15 protein-coding genes and 1 pseudogene are annotated in these 18,113 nt (G+C 70.2%); 9 read left to right on the forward strand and 7 right to left on the reverse strand.

Going from position 1 to position 18,113, the window contains the following annotated elements; genetic code table 11:
* A pseudogene (locus C4U44_RS43110) lies at positions 1–186 on the forward strand (IS701 family transposase); the annotation flags it as partial.
* Between the two features lie 318 nt (positions 187–504).
* On the opposite strand, the gene C4U44_RS38805 reads toward C4U44_RS43110, so the two are convergent.
* The 7 genes from C4U44_RS38805 to C4U44_RS38835 form a co-directional block, all read right to left on the reverse strand.
* Entirely contained in the window at positions 505–2,856 is a 2,352-nt protein-coding gene (locus C4U44_RS38805) for a protein kinase domain-containing protein (RefSeq protein ID WP_103890837.1), read from the reverse strand.
* A gap of 543 nt (positions 2,857–3,399) precedes the next feature.
* Positions 3,400–3,525, reverse strand: coding sequence for a hypothetical protein (locus C4U44_RS43390; RefSeq protein ID WP_265737363.1), 126 nt, complete (start codon positions 3,523–3,525; stop codon positions 3,400–3,402).
* 234 nt (positions 3,526–3,759) lie between these two features.
* The gene (locus C4U44_RS42170; protein ID WP_200823555.1) at positions 3,760–4,206 is read right to left on the reverse strand and encodes a VOC family protein; all 447 of its coding nucleotides are present in this window, start codon (positions 4,204–4,206) and stop codon (positions 3,760–3,762) included.
* 42 nt (positions 4,207–4,248) lie between these two features.
* Entirely contained in the window at positions 4,249–5,142 is an 894-nt protein-coding gene (locus C4U44_RS38820) for a 3'-5' exonuclease (RefSeq protein WP_200823556.1), read from the reverse strand.
* 246 nt (positions 5,143–5,388) lie between these two features.
* A complete protein-coding gene (locus tag C4U44_RS38825; RefSeq protein ID WP_103890839.1) occupies positions 5,389–6,237 on the reverse strand; it encodes a helix-turn-helix domain-containing protein in 849 nt (282 codons plus the stop codon).
* A complete protein-coding gene (locus tag C4U44_RS38830; RefSeq protein WP_103890840.1) occupies positions 6,218–6,739 on the reverse strand; it encodes a DUF6879 family protein in 522 nt (173 codons plus the stop codon). Before C4U44_RS38830 ends, C4U44_RS38825 begins: the two co-directional genes overlap by 20 nt.
* Complete coding sequence (locus tag C4U44_RS38835) at positions 6,739–6,942, reverse strand: hypothetical protein (RefSeq protein WP_103890841.1); 204 nt, start codon at positions 6,940–6,942, stop codon at positions 6,739–6,741. Before C4U44_RS38835 ends, C4U44_RS38830 begins: the two co-directional genes overlap by 1 nt.
* 231 nt (positions 6,943–7,173) lie before the next feature.
* Between C4U44_RS38835 and fxlM the strand changes: the two genes are divergently transcribed.
* The 8 genes from fxlM to C4U44_RS38880 all read left to right on the forward strand — a co-directional run bounded on the left by fxlM (position 7,174) and on the right by C4U44_RS38880 (position 17,972).
* Positions 7,174–10,035 carry a methyltransferase, FxLD system gene (gene fxlM, locus C4U44_RS38840; protein WP_103890842.1) on the forward strand — a complete coding sequence of 954 codons (2,862 nt, stop codon included), beginning with the start codon at positions 7,174–7,176 and terminating at the stop codon, positions 10,033–10,035.
* A gap of 1 nt (position 10,036) precedes the next feature.
* Positions 10,037–11,269, forward strand: a complete 1,233-nt coding sequence (locus C4U44_RS38845) for a lanthionine synthetase C family protein (RefSeq protein ID WP_103890843.1) — start codon at positions 10,037–10,039, stop codon at positions 11,267–11,269.
* Between the two features lie 18 nt (positions 11,270–11,287).
* Positions 11,288–12,151 carry a thiopeptide-type bacteriocin biosynthesis protein gene (locus C4U44_RS38850; RefSeq protein ID WP_103890844.1) on the forward strand — a complete coding sequence of 288 codons (864 nt, stop codon included), beginning with the start codon at positions 11,288–11,290 and terminating at the stop codon, positions 12,149–12,151.
* Positions 12,127–13,296, forward strand: coding sequence for a hypothetical protein (locus tag C4U44_RS38855; RefSeq protein ID WP_103890845.1), 1,170 nt, complete (start codon positions 12,127–12,129; stop codon positions 13,294–13,296). The genes C4U44_RS38850 and C4U44_RS38855 overlap by 25 nt, the downstream gene beginning before the upstream one ends.
* A 124-nt stretch (positions 13,297–13,420) precedes the next feature.
* Positions 13,421–14,083 carry a 3'-5' exonuclease gene (locus C4U44_RS38860; protein WP_103890846.1) on the forward strand — a complete coding sequence of 221 codons (663 nt, stop codon included), beginning with the start codon at positions 13,421–13,423 and terminating at the stop codon, positions 14,081–14,083.
* Between the two features lie 389 nt (positions 14,084–14,472).
* Entirely contained in the window at positions 14,473–16,413 is a 1,941-nt protein-coding gene (locus C4U44_RS38870) for an ATP-binding cassette domain-containing protein (RefSeq protein WP_235032672.1), read from the forward strand.
* A gap of 207 nt (positions 16,414–16,620) precedes the next feature.
* Positions 16,621–17,502: a phosphotransferase enzyme family protein gene (locus C4U44_RS38875; protein WP_103890848.1), complete on the forward strand. Its 882-nt coding sequence runs from the start codon at positions 16,621–16,623 to the stop codon at positions 17,500–17,502.
* The gene (locus tag C4U44_RS38880; RefSeq protein WP_235032673.1) at positions 17,499–17,972 is read left to right on the forward strand and encodes an NUDIX domain-containing protein; all 474 of its coding nucleotides are present in this window, start codon (positions 17,499–17,501) and stop codon (positions 17,970–17,972) included. The genes C4U44_RS38875 and C4U44_RS38880 overlap by 4 nt, the downstream gene beginning before the upstream one ends.
* Positions 17,973–18,113: the final 141 nt, after the last annotated feature.

Genomic DNA, 18,113 nt, shown 5'->3' on the forward strand with positions numbered 1-18,113 from the left:
TGGTATCGGCACATCACCCTCGCCATGCTCGCGCATGCCTTCCTCGCCGTCATGGCCGGCCAGGAACGGGAAAGGGGGGTACAGGGCGGGACACACCCGACCTCGTGGACCTCACGCCGGCCGAGATTCGACGGCTGCTGGCAACTGGACCCCGCCAGCGTGCTCCGGACAGCGACCACGCGATGACGTGGTCTCACTGGCGACGCCGCCACCAAGCACACGCCCGCCGCTGCCACTACAAAAGACGCGGTCACACCTTCGTGGGACGGCCCAGACAAGACCGCCCCACCACCACGCGAAACCGCTAAACTCCCCAACCCAAGCCGCTGACCAGCACTGATGGAGAAGTCCGGCTGGAGTACTAGTGCCCGCGCGCCCAACCCGCCCGTGATCGCTATGTCTACTGTGCCTCCTGCGCCCGGTGTTCCCGGGACGGTACGGCGGCTCCGCGCTCGCGGGAGCCGGTCCGGGACATGAGCGGCCGCCGCCGGGCGCGCGCTTGGGTCAGTCCGCCTTCGGGGGGTTGCGCGCGTCGAAGGCGGACAGGGTGTTGTTCGACGCGGCCACGACCACCTCGTGCCCCATGACGGCCACGCGCGTGCCGTCGTTCTGATCGTCCTCCTGACCGTCGGCCTGCGGGTTCGTCGCCCACAGGGTCTTGCCGTCGTCCGGCGACAGAGCGACCACCCGGCCGGTCGTCGAGCTGAAGTACAGCGCGCCGGCTCCGGCGGTGGGACCCGACGCGCCCTCCACGACGGTCTGCCGCGACCACTTCTGCCGGCCGGTCGCGGGGTCGAGCGCCGTGACAACACCGGTGTGCCCGGTCATGTAGACGGTGCCGTCCACCATGCCGGGAGCCCCGTCGAAGGTCTTGGCCAGCGGGGAGTACGCCACCTTCCGCGTGGCCAGGTCCACCCGCACCACCTCGTCGTACCCGTACTCGGAGTATCCCTGGGGGTGCTCCCGAAGGAGGACGAACTTGCCGTCGGCGACACCCATCGGCACGTCAGAGCCCTTGATCGCGATGGGCTCGCCCAGCTTCCCCGAGGTGCCGTCGAGGGTGTACAGCGTGGGGTGGAGCACCTTCAAGGCGGTCACCTCGGCCCTCGGCGCGCACATCGCGAGGAGCTGTTGCCCCGCCAGGACAGGACTGCACTCCGCGCTCGCGGGGAACGACTTCGTCCACAGGACGTCACCGCTGTGCGCGTCCCGGGCCTCGAAGCGGGAGTTGGAACCGTCGACCGCCACGACGGCGGTGCCAGCCACGACGGCGGCCTGAGCCTGGCCGGTGACAGCCTCGGCCTCGGCACCCGACGGAGTGGACCACAGCACCTTGCCACTGTCGGCGTCGACGGCCATCACCGTAACGAGAGGTTCGTCCGAGGCGTTGTCGGGGGCGATGCGGTAACCGATCACCGTGTCGTCGGTGGCACCCACCAGGTGCATGCCCGAGACGGGGGCTCCCGGGCTCTTCACCGTCCACACCTGCGAGCCGTCAGCGGGCCTGATGCGGGTCGCGACGACACTGCCGCCCCCGCAGAACAGCGCGTTGTCGCGCGCGACGCAACGCAGTTCGTCGGGGACGTCACCGCCCCGCACCCTCGTGCGCCACGGCTTGACGAGGTCCGCGGGTGTAGTGCGCGCCGCCGCGACACTGGTGGTCTTGGCGCCGCCGCCGTTCCCCCCGTGGCGGCCCCCCTGTAGCGCGGCGATCCCGCCGCCGATCGCTGCCACCGCGAGCGCGGCCGCGAGCACCGGACGCCAACGGCCGTGCAGACGGCGGCGGGTACGGCGGCGGGTACGGCGGCCAGTGGTGGGGATGACGATATTGCCTGTGTCGAGGTCGGCCGGGGCAGCCGGGGCATCCTGTCCGGCCGGGGCATGGGCAGTCGGGGCTCGGGCATCGGGGTCGGACGCCTCGCCCGGAGCTGCGGCATCCGGGGCCGGGACTGGAAACGGTGTCGAGGCGGGCGGCATCGCGAGGTGATGCTGCGTGATCACGTCGCGGGTGTGGCCGGTGCCGAGCCCGTCCGCGTCGGTCCCGCCGAGATCGGTCGGCAGGTCCCGCAGCAGCACGAGGAGTTCGTCCGCCGAGGGGCGCCCCGCGGGCTCCTTGTCCAGGCACGACTCGACGACCGCGCGCAGCGCCACCGGCACGGCGCCCAACGACGGCTCCTCGTGCACCACCTGATACGCCGTCATATAGGGGCTGTCCGCGTCGAAGGGCCCACGACCCGTCGCCGCGTACACCAGCAGCGTCCCCAGCGAGAAGACATCGGACCGCGGGCCCACCCCGCGCGGCGCCTGCAACTGCTCCGGCGACATGAAGGGCGGCGTACCGATGACCCGCCCGGTCATCGTCAGCGTCTGCTGGTCCGCAGCGCGCGAAATGCCGAAGTCGATGACGCGCGGGCCCTCCGGCGAGAGCACGACGTTCGAAGGCTTCAGGTCACGGTGGACGACACCCACCCGGTGGATGTCGCGGAGCGCCTCCGCCAGACCGATGGCGAGCCTCCTCAGCTCCGCCCCGTTCAGCGGGCCCTTCGCGGAGATGCGCTCGGCGAGGGTGTGCCCCTCGATGTAGGTCGTCGCCATCCACGGCTGCTCGTCCTCGGTGGCAGCGTCCACCACGGCGGCGGTGAACGCGCCGCTCACCCGCCGCGCCGCCGCCACCTCCTGCCGGAAACGGGTACGGAACTCGTCGTCCCCCGCGAACTGCTGGTGGATGAGTTTGATCGCTACAGGCCGCCCCGAACTCGTATGGGCCAGAAAGACGGTGCCCATGCCGCCCGAGCCGAGCCGCGCCTCAAGCGGGTAGCCGCCGATCTCGGCTGGGTCACCTCCGCGCAGCGACACTCTTCCCTACCTCCCATGCCCGTGCGCCTTCGTCACCATGGGCCTGCGAACCTGTCATGCGCACAAGCTAGCCGCAGGTAGCGCGCCAGAGCGAAGCGGGTGCGGCCCGGGGAGCCCCGGGCCGCACCAGAAGGGCCCACCGAGCCGAGGGCACCGGCTCAGGCATCACCGGCTACTTCGGTGCCGCGCCCGGGTACGGAACGAAGTCGACTTCCGCTCGCCCCTGTGGTTCGGGCAAGAGGCCACGACGACCATCGTGCTGGAGGACATCGGGAGGTCGTCCATGACCTTCCGGTTCGAGGTGTGGGGCGAAGAGATCGACCAGCACGCTCGCCGACCCACCGCGTCCGGCCGCTATGTCACGGTCCACATCCCCCGCGGCGAACACCAAGGGGAACGCCGAAGCGTGCCGTGGCCCGCCGCATGGCTCGCGGCTCTCGTCGACGACTCCCACCGCCACGGATGGTCAACCGTTCCCGGAGCGTCATCCGGGAACGGTCACCGATAACGTGAAAGGGCCCGCCGGCCTGGCTCAATGCCAGTTCAGCGGGCCCTTCGTACTGTCGGGACGACAGGATCGGGACGGCTGGCACCGCGGATCGCGTGCGCGGAGGCCATCAGCAGGCCGGCATCGGTCAGTAACTGCCTGCCGGCGTCGGTCAGCGCCACGCCGTGGCAGTCTCTTGTCAGCAGTAGGGTCCGATTTCTTGTTTCAGCGCGCGGATCTGCCGACTGAGCGCCGCTACGCGATGTGCGGCCCATCGGCGCCACGGCCGAAGTGCAGATCGTCGGGGGATGTGACGCGCCCGCCGTGCCCTCCAGTGGGTCGGGTGAGCCCTTGAGAGGGGCCCCGGCGGGCCGGGTGTGATGGCCAGCCGGGGCCGAAAGACAGCGTTTGCTGATTCAGTGGCGGGCCGGAGCGGAGATGCCGGTCCCGCCTGGGAGGTCGGCGCCGAATTGTGCGATGACCGCGTCCAGGTCGAGCGGTGCGAAGGCCTCGCGGTCCACCTCGTTAATCCTGTCGGCGGGCACCAGCCAGCACACTTCGAACTCCAGGCCGTCCGGGTCGCTGGCGTACAGCGACTTGGTGGTGCCGTGGTCGGTCTCGTAGGTCAGCGCACCTGCCTGCAGCAGCTTGCCGCGGATCTGCTGGAACTCAGCCAGGGTATCCACCTCCCACGCCAGGTGCGCGAGCCCGGGGCGTCGGCGCGGGCTCTGCGGGGAAGCCGGGCCCTCGATCTGAAGGAAGGCCAGGTCGTGGTCGTTGGTCGACTCCTCGGCCTGCAGGAACGCGCCCTCGGGCACCTTGCCGCCGTCGGTGTGGAGGCGGAAGACGGTGCGGAAGCCCATGAGGACCTCGTCGCGGGGAGGCTTCGCTCCGTACGTTCGCAGTTATGCAAAACCCTGGCCGTTGCCCATGATCGACGCCTGATACACCGTCAGGGACGGATATCTTGCCCACGGAAGCAGCCCGGAGGCTTTGGCCTGCCGGAACCTCGTCTTCGTGGGCGAAGCCCCAGAACCCTTGGTGGGGCGTACGCTGCAGTCCCACCCCTTCGTGAACCCCTCTGGTCGATCACGGTGCTTGGCGTGGGTCAGCACAAGATGGTGCTTCGCGCGGGATGCCGCGACGAAGAACTCGGAGATTGCCTCGGTGGGGGTGCCCCAGAAGAGCTCTTCCTCGACCCCGAGGACCACGACCTTCTCGAACTCCAGGCCCTTGCAGTTGTGGATGGTCAGGAAGCGGACAGCGTCCGCCTCGGACAGGCGCCGGAGCGCTTGGACGGGATCCCCGTCCAAGGTGAGCTCCTTGCTGAAAGCGTCCAGTTCGCCCTCGAACACGTCGTCGAGCCAGGTGCCCTGCTGATATCCGGCCGACAGCGCGGCGAGCACGGGCCCTGACACGAGGTTCAGGAACTGGTGGACGAGGGTCCTCCATGCGCCAGGGTCTGCCGTCTCGAACTGTGGGCCGCGTACGGTCTCTCGGGCGTCGCCGATCATCCGTTTCAACCGGCCGTTGAAGCGTGCTGCCTCGTGCTCGGGCGCACTCGGTCGAGCGGCGATCCTCATGAGGTCGGCGTACGCATCGGGTTGCCTGTCGTCGGCAATTACACGGATGAAGTTGAATTCGAGCGCGGCTGCCGGCTCCGCGGTCAGGTCCTGACTGTCTTGTTCGTTGCGGAAGGCGATGCCGCGGTACGCGAGCGCGCTGGCGAGCGCCGCCGCGACCAGGTGCGGCTGCTGGCGTACCTGGCGATGCCCGTCCGGATCGGCTCGGTGGTCCACCACCAGCTCCCTGGCCCTCACACTCCCCGCTCAACGAAGAGCGGCCAACTGATCGGACCCTCGCCAATGTCCGCCCCTATCGAAGAGCCGATATCTCTCCGCATCCAGGACCACGGACTCCTCAGAGACACCCTCGGCGTTCAGTCGGCCGCGACTGCAGGCATTGGCCGGCGCCGACGCCGTGTATCTGGACTGCTCCCTCCCGGATCATACAAACCGCTCAGATGGTCCGAGCGCTTGGAAATATCAGGGGTGGGCAAGAACGGTTGCGATCAGACGGCGCGCTTCATGGCCATAGACCGCCTCGGTTTGCAGCTGGTCGAACATCGCCGCGTAGAGCGCGACTTCCTGCGGCCTGGTGACCTTGATCGCTGCGGTGGGTGTCTCCAGCGCGACGGCGTTGTCGTCGAAGATCCAGAACCCAATGGTGCCGATCGCGCGACGCTGAGCGTCAGCGGGTATGACGCCGACGGAGATGTACGGAAGGCGCATGAGCGAGAGCAAATGGGTGAGCTGATCGGAGTGGTCTTCAGGGGTTCCGCGGCGGGTGCGCAGGGCCTGTTCGCCCAGGACGGCCAGGATGCGTTTGGTCGGATGGAGAGCGGCGGCGGTGCGTTCGGCCTTCATGGCAACGGTCTCGTCGGTGTCATCAGGAGCGTCGAGGAAGGCGTACCAGAAAGCCAGCATCTGTCGGATGTAGGTCTCGGTCTGGAAAATCCCTGGTAGTACGAGTGGTTCGTGGATGCGGAACGTCGTGGTGCGCTGGTAGGTGGGGATGGAGTGCAGGTCGCCGAGGCGCCGCATGCCGGCGCGGGATTGCCGGGCCCACTCCAGGTAGGCGGTCTCGGCGGCTTGGGCGGTCGCGATCAGTTCGGGGATCTGGGCGTCGGCGCCGCAGATGGCGCACCAGTCGCGGATGTGGTGCTCGGTGGGTGCTTGTCCGCCGTTCTCGATCCGGCTGACCCTGGTGACGTGCTGGCCAGTGGCGCTGGCCACGGCCTGCTGCGTCAGCCCTGCGGACTTGCGGAGCTGACGCAGCCGGGAGCCGAGTTCTCTGCGCGCTGTGGCGAGGGGGCTACTGGGGTCGGTTGTCACGGAACGGTGTCGCCAACTGCCAGACGCTTTCGAATGCCTGCTTGCAGGTACGCACCGTTTGAGCGTCCTCGGTGATCTCGAATGCCGCGTTCGTGCCGGTCCCGGCGTAGTGCAGGAAAAGGGCGATCTCGTCGTCGAAGACGTAGAAGTCACCGCTCCCCGGCAGCGGGACGGTCGCCAGGCGGGGGCGCGGGACGTAGCGGATGTCCTCGCCGGCGTCGATGAGCACCTTGGCGTGGCTCATCGTCCACCGCTGGTAGTCACTGACCGGCTGGGAAACGATCCGCGCCCGGCGGCAGGTCCGGCCAGCGGCACGGTGTCCACGCAGCATGTCCAGCCACCAGCCGAGCCAGGCGAAGTCGTCGGCCTCACCGCGGCGCCACTTGGCCATGTGCGGCAGCTCGGTCTCGGTCCCGTAGGCATCCCGGGTCTCCAGATGCACGAATGAGGTCGTGATGCCCTTGCACAGCTCATTGAGCTCGTCGTGGGTGGCCGGTCTCATCACGGGTTCTGCTGGAAGAACGGGATCATCCGGTCGGGGATCTCCACGCACGTCTCGCCCTCCGGGATGCCCATCTCGGCGAGCGCCTCGGGGTCGGCGACCACCCAGCCCTGGACCAGCCACGTCCCTCGGTCGGTGCGGTAGAGCGTCGGTGAGCCGCTCGGCTCGGACTCGGGATCTTTGGCCACGAAGGTAAGTTTCACGCCTGCCTCCACCGTAGGACCTTGCCGGAACTTGCAGTGACGTCATCCTCACGGACTGTGGGATGTTCGTCAATCTGCAAGTTTCTGCAACTTGCTGGTTACCTGTGGCGAACAGGCCCTACGTTGCGGGGCAGTTAACGGCTCGGGGCTTCCGGCCAGGGTTGGAGTCCGTGGCGCGGCACCGCAGTTCGCGGGAGCCGCCGACGCGATCCTCATGAATAGGGTGACCGGATGACTACTGTGCGAGATGCAGGCGTTGAGGATGCGGCTTCCCTGCGCGCCACCATGGTTGCTGAGCTGCGACGCGACGAGGCGATCGCGTCGGATGCGGTGGCCGCCGCGTTCTCCACGGTGCCGCGGCACCTGTTCGCCGTCGGGGAGCCACTGGAGGCCGCCTACGCCGCCAACCGGGCACTGGTAATCAAGCGCACCGACGACGGTGAAGCCCTCAGCTCGCTGAGCGCCGCGCACATCCAGGCGGTGATGCTGGAGCAGGCCGGCGTCGAGCCGGGGATGCGGGTCCTGGAGATCGGATCGGGGGGCTACAACGCCGCCTTGCTGCAGGAGCTCGTCGGCTCGGGTGGGAAGGTGATCTCGGTCGACATCGACCCGCAGATCGTCGCGCGCGCCCGCGGCTGCCTGTCCGCCGCCGGCTACGACCAGGTCGAGGTGGTGCAGGCCGACGCCGAGGGCGGCGTACCGCAGCGTGCTCCTTTCGACCGGATCATCGTCACAGCCGGCGCGTGGGACATCCCCCCCGCGTGGCTGGAGCAGCTGGCCGAGAGCGGCAGGATCGTCGTGCCGCTGCGGCTGAAGGGCCTGACCCGCACGATCGCATTCGACCGCACCGAGACAGGCCTGGCCAGTGAGGCCTACCGGCTGTGCGGTTTCGTGCCCATGCAGGGGGACGGCGCGGGAACCGAGCGGCGGCTGCCCCTCGATGACGGGGTCGACCTGTGGGTCGAAGGCGAGGGCAGCTGGAATCTCACGCTCCCCGTCGCGGTGGCCGCCGAAGCAGCCAGAGCCGCGAACGTGCTCGTACACCTGGCACCCCGCGCTCCCCTCAGCACGGGATGGGCGGCCTGGCACGGCCGGTTCCTCGAACGCTACGGCCCTCGGGCCCAGGTTCCGCTCCAAGACGCCATCGACCCCGACACCGGTCTCGGCTACCCCTCCGGGTACCTCGGGACGCCGGCTCCCGCCCCCGCGGCGATCACGGAACGGGACCGGAAACTGCTGGCGCTGGCGCAGAAAGCCGCCCTCACCGGCCGGCACGAGGTGATCCTGGACGACGCGACGGTCGCCGAACTCGCCGTCGTCGACCCGGCGGCGCCCCGCCAACCCACCACCGAGCTGACCGTGCGCATCCACGCACCCGCCGCCGAGGAGGACGGCTTCACCCTGTCGATCGTCGGGGTGTCGCGCAGCGCCGGCACCACCACGGGCCGGTTCCTAGACCTGTTCGAGGCCACGGACCGGGAGCGAATGGCCGCCACGTACGCGCAGATACCCCCCGCGCACGAAGGAGCCCTTCGCCCGCAGATCTCCGCAGCCCTCCCCTACGCCGCGACCGAGAACGTCGCCCGCTCGCCGGAGGTGATGCGGCAGGTGCTGCGGCTGGGCGAGTTCGACGACCGCTCCGCAACGGGCCGGATCGCCGTGGACGACATCGCTGTGACCGCCGACGCCGATCGCGTCTACCTCGTCTCGCTGTCCGAGGGCCGCCCGGTCGAACCGGTGGCCTTCAACGCGGTCGAGCCCGTCCACCACATGCACCCGCTCACGCGCTTCGTCCTGGAAGCCACCAACGCCGCGCGGACCCCGTGCGTGGTCTTCGACTGGGGGGCCGCGGCGGGCCTACCGTTCCTTCCGGCACTGCGGTACGGGCGGACCGTCCTCTCCCCGGCCCGGTGGATCCTCCACGCCGACGAACTGCCGCCCGCCGCAGCGCCGTGGACGCAGTGGGACGACGCCCTGGCCGCCAGGCGAGCCGAGGCGGGCCTGCCCGATGACGTTGCTCTCGGCGAGGGCGACCAGCGCGTTCCCCTGGATCTGGCCGAGCCTGCGCACCGGGCGCTGCTGCGCACACACTTGGACCGGAAGTCGACCGCCGTCCTGCGCGGGAGCCCAGGCAGTCCCGTGGCGTGGATGAACGGCCACGTCCACGAGGTCGTGATTCCCCTCGCCGCCGACAGACCCCTGCCGGCGCCGCGCTGGCTGGACGGCGCGACGATCAGCGGACGTGAGCACGGTCATCTCCCCGGCTGCGAGGGCCGGTTCTCCCTCAAGCTCTATGCACACCCCGACCGGCACACCTCTCTCCTCACCGGCCATCTCCCCCGCCTGCTGACAGCTCTCGGCGAGGTCATCGACGACAGGGCGGACAAGCCAATCGCGGGGTGGTTCCTGCGCTACCGCGATCCTGATGACCATCTGCGACTGCGACTGACCGTCCCCACCGGCCGCCGCGCGGCCGCCGCGGAACACATCGGCGCCTGGACCCGGCAGCTCCAACAGGCCGGGCTGACCAGCCGGGTGCAGTGGGACACCTACTTCCCCGAGACCGCCCGCTTCGGCGGCCAGGACGCGATGGCCGCCGCCGAGGCATACTTCGCCGCCGATTCCGCTGCAGCCCTGGCGCAGCTGACGGCGTGCTCCGCGCCCGGCGGCCCGGACCCGCGCGCCATGACCGCCGCCAGCATGCTCGATACCGTCGCCGCAGTCCTCGGCGGCGGCGATGAGGCAATGCGTTGGATGATCGCCCACGCCCGCACCGCACCTTCCGCACCGGCCCGCCCGCTCTACGACCAAGCCGTCGCTCTGGGCAACCCCCACGATCCACGCAGCCTGGCGGCGGCGCCGGAAGGTGAGGCCCTCCTCTCGGCCTGGGCCCAACGCCATCGAGCGCTGACCGCCTACCGCAGCGTGCTCTCGGCCGGCCCGGCCCTGGGCGCGGCCGAACTGCTGCCCGAACTGCTCCACCTGCACCACGCCCGCATGGCCGGCGTGTCCGCGGAGGGAGAGCGAACGTGCCTGCACCTGGCCCGAGCAGCGGCACTGAGCTGGTCGGCTCGCGCGAAGAAGGAGGCATAACGTGCTCGACCCGAACGCGCTCGCCGCGGCCGACACGGTCGCCAAGGCGCTGTCCGACCCCGACGCCGTGCGTGCCGCCGCGCCTCCCAGCGACCGTGCCTGGCCCCAGTCGCTCGCCGGCGGCGCCGCAGGCATCGCCCTGCTCCACATCGAACGCGCCCGCTCCGGCCGGGGAGACTCGGACACCGTCCACGCCTGGTTGTCGGCGGCAGCCTCGGACGACCTGACCGCCGCGCCCAACGCCGGCCTCTACCTCGGCGCCCCGGCCATGGCATTCGCGACCCACACCGCCGCCGGCTCCACCCGCAGATACCAACGCACCCTCGCGCTGCTGGACGCCGCCACCCTCACCCTCACCCGCGCACGACTGGCCGCCGCCTACGCACGCATCGACCGCGGCGACCGGCCGGTGATGAAGGAGTTCGACGCCATCCGAGGACTGACCGGCCTGGGCGCGTACCACCTGAGGGCCCACCCCGACCACCCGATCACCGCCGAGGTCCTGGCCTACCTGGTGAAGCTGACCGAGCCGCTGCCCGGCCACAACGACGGGCTTCCCGGCTGGTGGACGAACGTGGCACCGAACGGCGAACCAAGCCCGCAGTTCCCCGGCGGACACGGCAACTTCGGTCTCGCACACGGCATCGGCGCCAGCTTGGCGCTGCTGTCCCTGGCCGTGCTCGGCGAGCAGAAGGCCCCCGGGGCGCACGACGCGATCGCCCGCATCTGCGCATGGACCGACCAGTGGCAGCAGGGCGACAACGACTCCCCCTGGTGGCCCGGATTCATCACCCCGAGCCAAGTCCGCGCCCACAGCGTCGACGCCACGCTGCGGCCACGGCCCTCCTGGTGCTACGGCGTCGCCGGGACCGCCCGCGCCCAGCAGCTGGCCGCACGTGCGCTCGGCGACAGCAGCCGTCAGCAGACCGCCGAACGCGGCCTGCTCTCCGTTCTCCGCGACCCCGCCCAGCTGCAGCTCCTCGACGGCATCGGGCTGTGCCACGGGACCGCCGGTCTCCTGCACGCCGCAGGCCGGATGGCCGCCGACGCCACGATCCCCGGCATCCCTGCGGAACTGCACCAGCTGGCCGCCCGGCTCACCACGCAACTGGCACAAGGCATCACGGACCCGGAACTGCTCGACGGCGCCGCCGGCGCCGCGCTCGCCCTCCACACGTTCGGCACCGGCGCCGCCCCGGCCTCGGGCTGGGACGCTTTCCTCCTGATCGCCTGACCCCCGGAGCTCTCCCTCATGACACCCAGCCCCTGGCGCCAGGTCCACGTCACCTTCCCCGACTGGGCAACGGCCGAGCACGACGCCGTGGCTCACCTCGGCCCGCTGCTGGCCACCGCCGAAGTCGAAGGGCTGGTCGAGTCGTGGTTCTTCATCCGTAAGTCACCCTCCTGGCGCCTGCGCTACCAACCCGCCTCCGCATCACCAGATGCCGACGCAGCAACTGAGCGCCTTGTGACTCTCGGCAGTGCGCACGACCTCGACATCACCGCCGGCATCGTCTACGAACCCGAGACCCACGCCTTCGGCGGACACAAGGCGATGGCCGGCGCGCACCGCCTCTTCCACCGCGACAGCCACCACCTGCTCTCCCACCTCGCTCTACCCCCGAACGGCACGAGCAGCCACCGCCGGGAACTGTCGATCCTGCTGTGCACCGCCTTACTCCGCGCGGCAGGACTCGACTGGTACGAGCAGGGCGACGTCTGGGCACGGGTCGCAGACCACCGCGACCGGCCCGACCACATTCCCCCTGACGGCCTTCCCGCGCTGCAAAACAGCCTTCAGCGGCTGATGAGCGCCAACGTCACCCACCTGACGAGCAACGGCGGATCGCTGGCCTTCGCCGCAGACTGGACCCGCGCCTATACCGGCGCCGGGCAGGAGCTCGCCGCCCTCGCGGCGACGGGGCAGTTGCACCGGGGACTGCGCGCCGTCTTGGCCCACCACATCATCTTCGCCTGGAACCGGCACGGCCTGCCCCACACCACTCAAGGCGCCCTGGCCCATGTCGCCAAGTCCGTTGTGTTCGGGACCGATCCGGCCGCCAGCAGCGAACCGCCGCAAGGAGGCGAGCCGTGCACGACGCCCGCACGCCGCTGACCGGCCTCATCCACCCCGGCTGGTTCCCCCTCGTCCCCCGGTCCCGGCCGCCGTGCCGACCGGTTCGAGACCGGATCGGGGAACTGCAGGCCCGTCTCGCCCAGCCGCCCGAAGATGAGCCGCACCGCCAGCTGGTGCAGGCGGCCGAGGTGTGCAACAAGGCGGCGCTGATCGCCTCCGACTGCGGCCTGCCCGAGCTCGCCCGCGCGCTGTGCCGGCGGCAGCACGACGTCTTCGACCACGCCCACCCGCTCCCGGCCAGTGCCGTGAAGCTCGCCGTGCAGCCGCTGCTGAATCTGCCCCGGCAGATGATCCGCGAGGGCAACGGGCAGGAGGCGTACGCCTTGCTCGATCAGCTCTACCAGGCCGCCCGCGACCGCACGAACCTCGACATCGACGGATGGACCGTCAACCTCCGCGGCCTCACCAGCGCGCCAGATGACCACAAGACCGCCTACACGCTTATCTGGACAGCACTGCTGGCCGACGGCACGCGCGCCTTGGCCCTGGCCGGGCGCTGGCGCGAGGCCGCCGAACAGGCTGCTGCGCATCGCGGGATCGGGGCGCGCCTGCTCGACGGCCGGCAAGCAGCCATCCTCGCGCTGATCCAAGAGGACCAGTGCGATCGCGCCCGCACCCTGGTCGACGAGAGCCTGGTGAACGAGCCCTGGGAGTCTGCAGTCAAGCTTCTGCTGCGTGTCCTGTGCCGCCCGGCGGCCAAGGAACACGCACGTGCGGCCTCCGCGCTTCTCGGGACGGTCCGGACACAGACGGAACGTCCCGACCCCTCTCTGGCCGTCTTCCACACCAGGCTCGGCATCACCGCCCTCGACCTCGCCGATGGCCACGACACCCCGAAGCAACGACACCTGAGCTCGTCACTGCTCGCTATCGCGCGCAACGATGCGCACGCAGCCCGTACCGTCCTGGACCACCCGACACTCAGGGCAGCGATGACGAAGCGGCAGCTGAGCGATCTGAATGCCGTCCTGGACGCCGCCAGCCTCGGCAGCAGCCCGCTCCCCGCGACGCTGGTCGACGCTCTCAAGAGGGCAGCGTCAGCTGCCGAAGAGCGCCTACGCGGGCTCCTGGGTCAGCAGCGCGACACGGCAGTGCCCCGCACGCATTGGTGGGCTAACCAGTGAAACCAATCGACTCCCTGGATGCGTTGGCTGTGAACATCGAGTTGGCGTCACACGCGCCGCGATGGTCGCCCGCCTTGAAACCGACGGCCGCCTTCGAAACCAGGATCTGCGTGAGCTCCACTCCATGGGCGCCTTGACCGAAGACCCGGCCTTCCGGGCAACGACATTCGTGGTCATCGACTTCGAGACGACGACCCCCACCGGCTACCCGGCCCAGCCCATCGAGGTCGCGGCCCTCGCTCTGCGCTGCCCGGACGGCGTGTGGCAGGAGACCGGCCGCAGCACCTCTCTGATCCGGCCGCCCGCGTTCGCCCCGGTGACCCCAGCCGACACCGCCCAGACCGGATTGACCGCCGAGCAGCTCCAGACGGCACCCACCCCCGCGGAGGCACTGGGGGCTCTGGACCGGCGGCTCACGACCGGCGCCTCGTACTTGCTGGTGGCCCAGCATGCGGCCACCGAGGCCGGCGTCATCCACCACCAGGCCGAGCACTGCCCCACGCTGGCCCGGACCGACTTGATCGACACGATCCCGCTGGCCAAGCGCCTCATCCCGGGCCTGCCGAACTACAAACTCGACACGCTGCTGGCGCACTTCGGCATTCCGCAGCCCCGAGACCGGCACCGGGCCCTGGCCGACGTCGAGGTCACCGCGAAGGTCTTCATCCAGCTCATCAGCGCCGCCGACCAGGATCCCCAACTCGACGCCCTCGCGGCGCTGGTGAAGGCCGCCGGTCGTACCGCCAAGCACAACCTGCCGGTGCAGAGCGGGCTGTTCGACATCTAGACCCGGCAGGACACGCCATGCAGCCCCCATACGAAGACGGGACGGCATCCATCATGACGATCAGGGAAGAACCCGGCGGGGACGGCGAGTTCCACGAGGTCCCGTTCTGGTTCGATCCGCTGTGCCCGGAAGTCCCGCACTCTACAAGCTGAGCACGAGCCGGCGCGGACCAACGCGCCAATCCTGGATCCGCGAAGAGCATCCTCGGCGATTCGGCCAACCGCTCTTTGTGGCAGCGCCGTTGCAGGAGCTGGGTCGGTGCAGTTTGCAGGGTTCCTCGAACGCTCTATCTCGGGATTTCACAGCCGACCGAAAAACGTGTGTTCGATAACTGGGCTGTGTCGTTGAGCCTCACGAACCAGCCGTGACCGACCGACAGGGGGATCGACTTGACCTCGGGCAGCACAGCCGCGCAGCCGAGCGCGGACGAAGCGGAGGGGACTCCACCGGACAGCGGGGACGCGGCGCAGGAGGAGGAGTTCCAGTACCGGGACGAGTCCCGGCTCCAAGCTGGCGGGCAGATGACGACGACCACGATGGCGCGGCGTCTGCCCGTGCTGGTACGTCGGTCGCTCCGGATGGCGTGGCAGGTGGACCGGGGCGCGACGGCGGGTCTGCTCGCGTGCCAGATCGGCACCGGCGTGCTGGCCGCGCTGGGCCTGTTCGCCGTGACCGGGACCCTGACCGCACTGATCTCCTCCGGAGACATCACCGACCGGGTGCGGGAGGCGGCTCCGCAGCTGGCCGTCATCGCCGGGGCCGCCGGTTTGCGAGCCCTGCTGGGGGTCACGGTGACCTGGCTGACCGGGCGGCTGCGGCCGGTGCTCGCCCGGGCTGCAGAAGTGAGCATGGTCGAGGCGGCGCTCGGCGCCGAGGCTGCGGCGAACAACAAGCCGGGATACAACGACCAGTACGACATCGCCGACCGCGGCGCGCAGGTCACTCCCGACCTCGTGGAGGAAGCCCAGGACGTGCTGGCCGCCACGGCGACCCTCGCCGCCGGCGCGACCGTCCTCACCGTGATCCATCCCCTTCTTCTGCCTCTGCTTCTTGTGGCGTGCCTGCCGCAGGCCGCCGCGTACGTGCGTGCGGCGCGCGTGGTGTACCTCGCGGGCCTGGAGACGTCGGGGCGACGGCGGATGCTGCACAAGCTGCGTTGGCACATGTCCTACATGGAATCCAGCGAGGAGATGAGGGCCTGCCTGGCCGGCCCGTTCCTCCTTGATCGCTACCGGCGTCTGGCTGTCTCCGTCAACGTCTCCGAGCGCGAGGCCGCGAACACTGGGGCCTGGATGGGCCTGGCGGGTGCGGCCGCCGGTGGCGTCGCCTCGGCGGCGGTCTGGGCGACTTTGCTGTGGCTGCTGGTCTCCGGCCGGATGGACCTGGCGGCGGGCGGCGGCGCGGTCTTCGCCTTGCAGACGGCGACGGGCTCGGTGCGGGGCATCATCAACGGCGGGGCCCGGCTGGTGCGTACCGGCTGGTACGTGCAGGACTGGCAGAACTTCATCGACAACGCGCACGGGCAGGCGATGGTGACCTGTCGTGGCTCCGAGGTGCTGCCGGCGCCGCCGGAGCGGTTCGAGGTCCGCAACGTCATCTACCGGTACGACGGTGCGGAGAAGGACAGTCTGGCCGGGGTGTCGCTGAAGGTTCGGCGCGGGGAGATCGTGGCGCTGGTCGGGGAGAACGGGTCGGGGAAGACGACGCTGTCCCGGCTGATCTGCGGGCTTCTCCTGCCGACCTTCGGGGAAGTGGCGTGGGACCACAAGACCACCGCGCGGCTGGAGCCGTGGGAGGCGTGGAAGCACGTTGCGGTGGCACCGCAGCGGTTCACCTACCTGCCGCTGACGCTGCGCGACAACGTCACCCTCGGGCAGGACGACACTAGCGATGCCGCGCTCATGGCGGCCTGCGAGGCGTCCGGAGCTGCGGACATGCTGCCCGACCTCCGTTCCGGCCTGGACACCCTCCTGACCAGCGAATGGTTCGGCGGTCACCAACTGTCCGGCGGGCAGTGGCAACGCGTCATCCTGACCAGGGCATTTCACAGGAGGGCGAGCCTGTTGGTGATGGATGAGCCCACGGCCGCCCTCGATGCCCGGGCCGAGCACCATGTGTTCACCGGCCTGCGGGACCTGGCCAAGGACCGCGCCATCCTTCTGATCACGCACCGGCTCGCCAATGTCGCGGTGGCCGACCGGATTGTCGTTCTGGACCAGGGCCGGCTGGTCCAGGAAGGGACGTACGCGCAGCTCACCCGCGAGCCCGGGCTCTTTCGGACCTTGTGGGAACTGGAGCAGCGAACCGGCGGTGCGCCCAGCCCCACCTGAGTCCCCGCCGCAGTGTTGAGCCGGCCCCGGCCGTCCGGCGACGGCCGGGGTCCGCCGGGTCCGCCGACCTGGCCGGCCGATCCGGCGCCCCGACGACTGACGCGAACGACAACCCCCGGGAGGAATCGTGTTCCCCGACCGCACCGAACCTGATGGTGGTGGGCCCTGCCGCTCCGCCGTCCCGCGCACGGGCGCGAGGTCTGTCCGATGAGCCCGACGAAGCTGCTGCCCGCGGCACTGCAGCGCTGGGCGGAACAGCGGATCGGCCCCGTGGTGTCCGTCCGCGACGCCTCGCACGACTGGGACCGCTCCCGGGTGTGGGACCTGGAGAGCGAACGCGGGGGGCACCACTACCTGAAGGTCTCGCCCTCGGTGAAGTTCTTCACCCGTGAGAGCCGGGCATACCGCCACGTCGTCCCCGCACTCGGACACACCCGGGCGCCCCGCCTCGTCGACAGCCGCGCCCAGGACCTCGCCCTGCTGCTCACCGCAGTCCCCGGCGCCCCAGCGAAGGAACTCGGCTTGGGCGCCGCCGAATGGCGGACCGTGCACCAACAGGCCGGAGCGCTCTGTGCCCGGCTCCACGTGGCCGGGCCACTCGACCGCGGCGACCGGGTGGAAGCCGGAGCCTCTTTGCCCTCCGCCGCTGACGGAGCGGAGAAGTACCTGGCCCGCGCCGGGGACCGGCTCAACCAAGACGAGCAGCAGCTGATCCGGGACCACGCTGCCCGTCTTCGCCGCGTCGGCCCGGTACCGGTCGGCTACATCCACGGTGACAACCAGCCGAGGAACTGGCTGTGGTCCAACGGGCTCGCCCTCGTCGACTTCGAACGTTCCCGGCCGGCCGCCCGCGTCCAGGATCTCGTCATCCTCGCCACCACCCAGTGGGCCGACCATCCGGACCGCGAGAAGGCATTCCTCCGGTCCTACGGGCGGGAGCTGTCCGACGCCGAGCGGCACGCCCTGCGCTGCCTGACCGCGCTCGACGCGGTCAACTGCCTGGCATGGGGCCCGGACAACGGCGACGCCGAGGTCACCGCCCGCGGTCGGCGGACCCTGGACAGGCTCATGAAGGAGGACCGGTCGTGAGCGCCGTACACCGGAGCATCGGGAACGTCATGGTCCTGCTCCAGCGTCCCGCCGACGGCCGGGTCCTGACCCTCCGGCACCAGGCGACGTCGTGGCACTCCCCCGGGATGCTCACGGTCGTCGGAGGACGCCTTGAGCATGGCGAGTTCCTCGACGAGGGAGCGGTGCGCGAACTCGCCGAGGAAGTCGGCATCCACATCAGCCCGGACCACCTTCGGTTCTGCCAGCTGCTCCACTTCCACGCGGCAGACGGTGAACGGGTGATCGGCGCCGCCTTCACAGTCCGGGAGTGGGAGGGCACCCCGTACAACCGCGAGCCGGGCACGCACACCGAGTTGGTGTGGGTCGACCCCGCGGCCGCGCCACCCGACTGCCACCCCTTCACCCAGGCGGTCCTCACCCGCTTCTCCACCGGCCGGCTCTACTCCAACGTGATCGCCCCGGAACTGCTGAGCGGTGAGGCCGGGTGACGACCTCCATCCAGACTGCCAAGGCGGCGAAGGTCACCTCCCCGGATCTGCGCCGCTTGGTCACCAGCCAGTGCGCCAGCCTGTCCGGATCCGCGGTCAGCACCGTCGCCCTCCCACTCTGGCCGTACTGGAACTCCACGT

Origin of the sequence: Actinacidiphila yanglinensis (assembly GCF_900107965.1) — a bacterium.
Classification (GTDB): Bacteria; Actinomycetota; Actinomycetes; order Streptomycetales; family Streptomycetaceae; genus Actinacidiphila; species Actinacidiphila yanglinensis.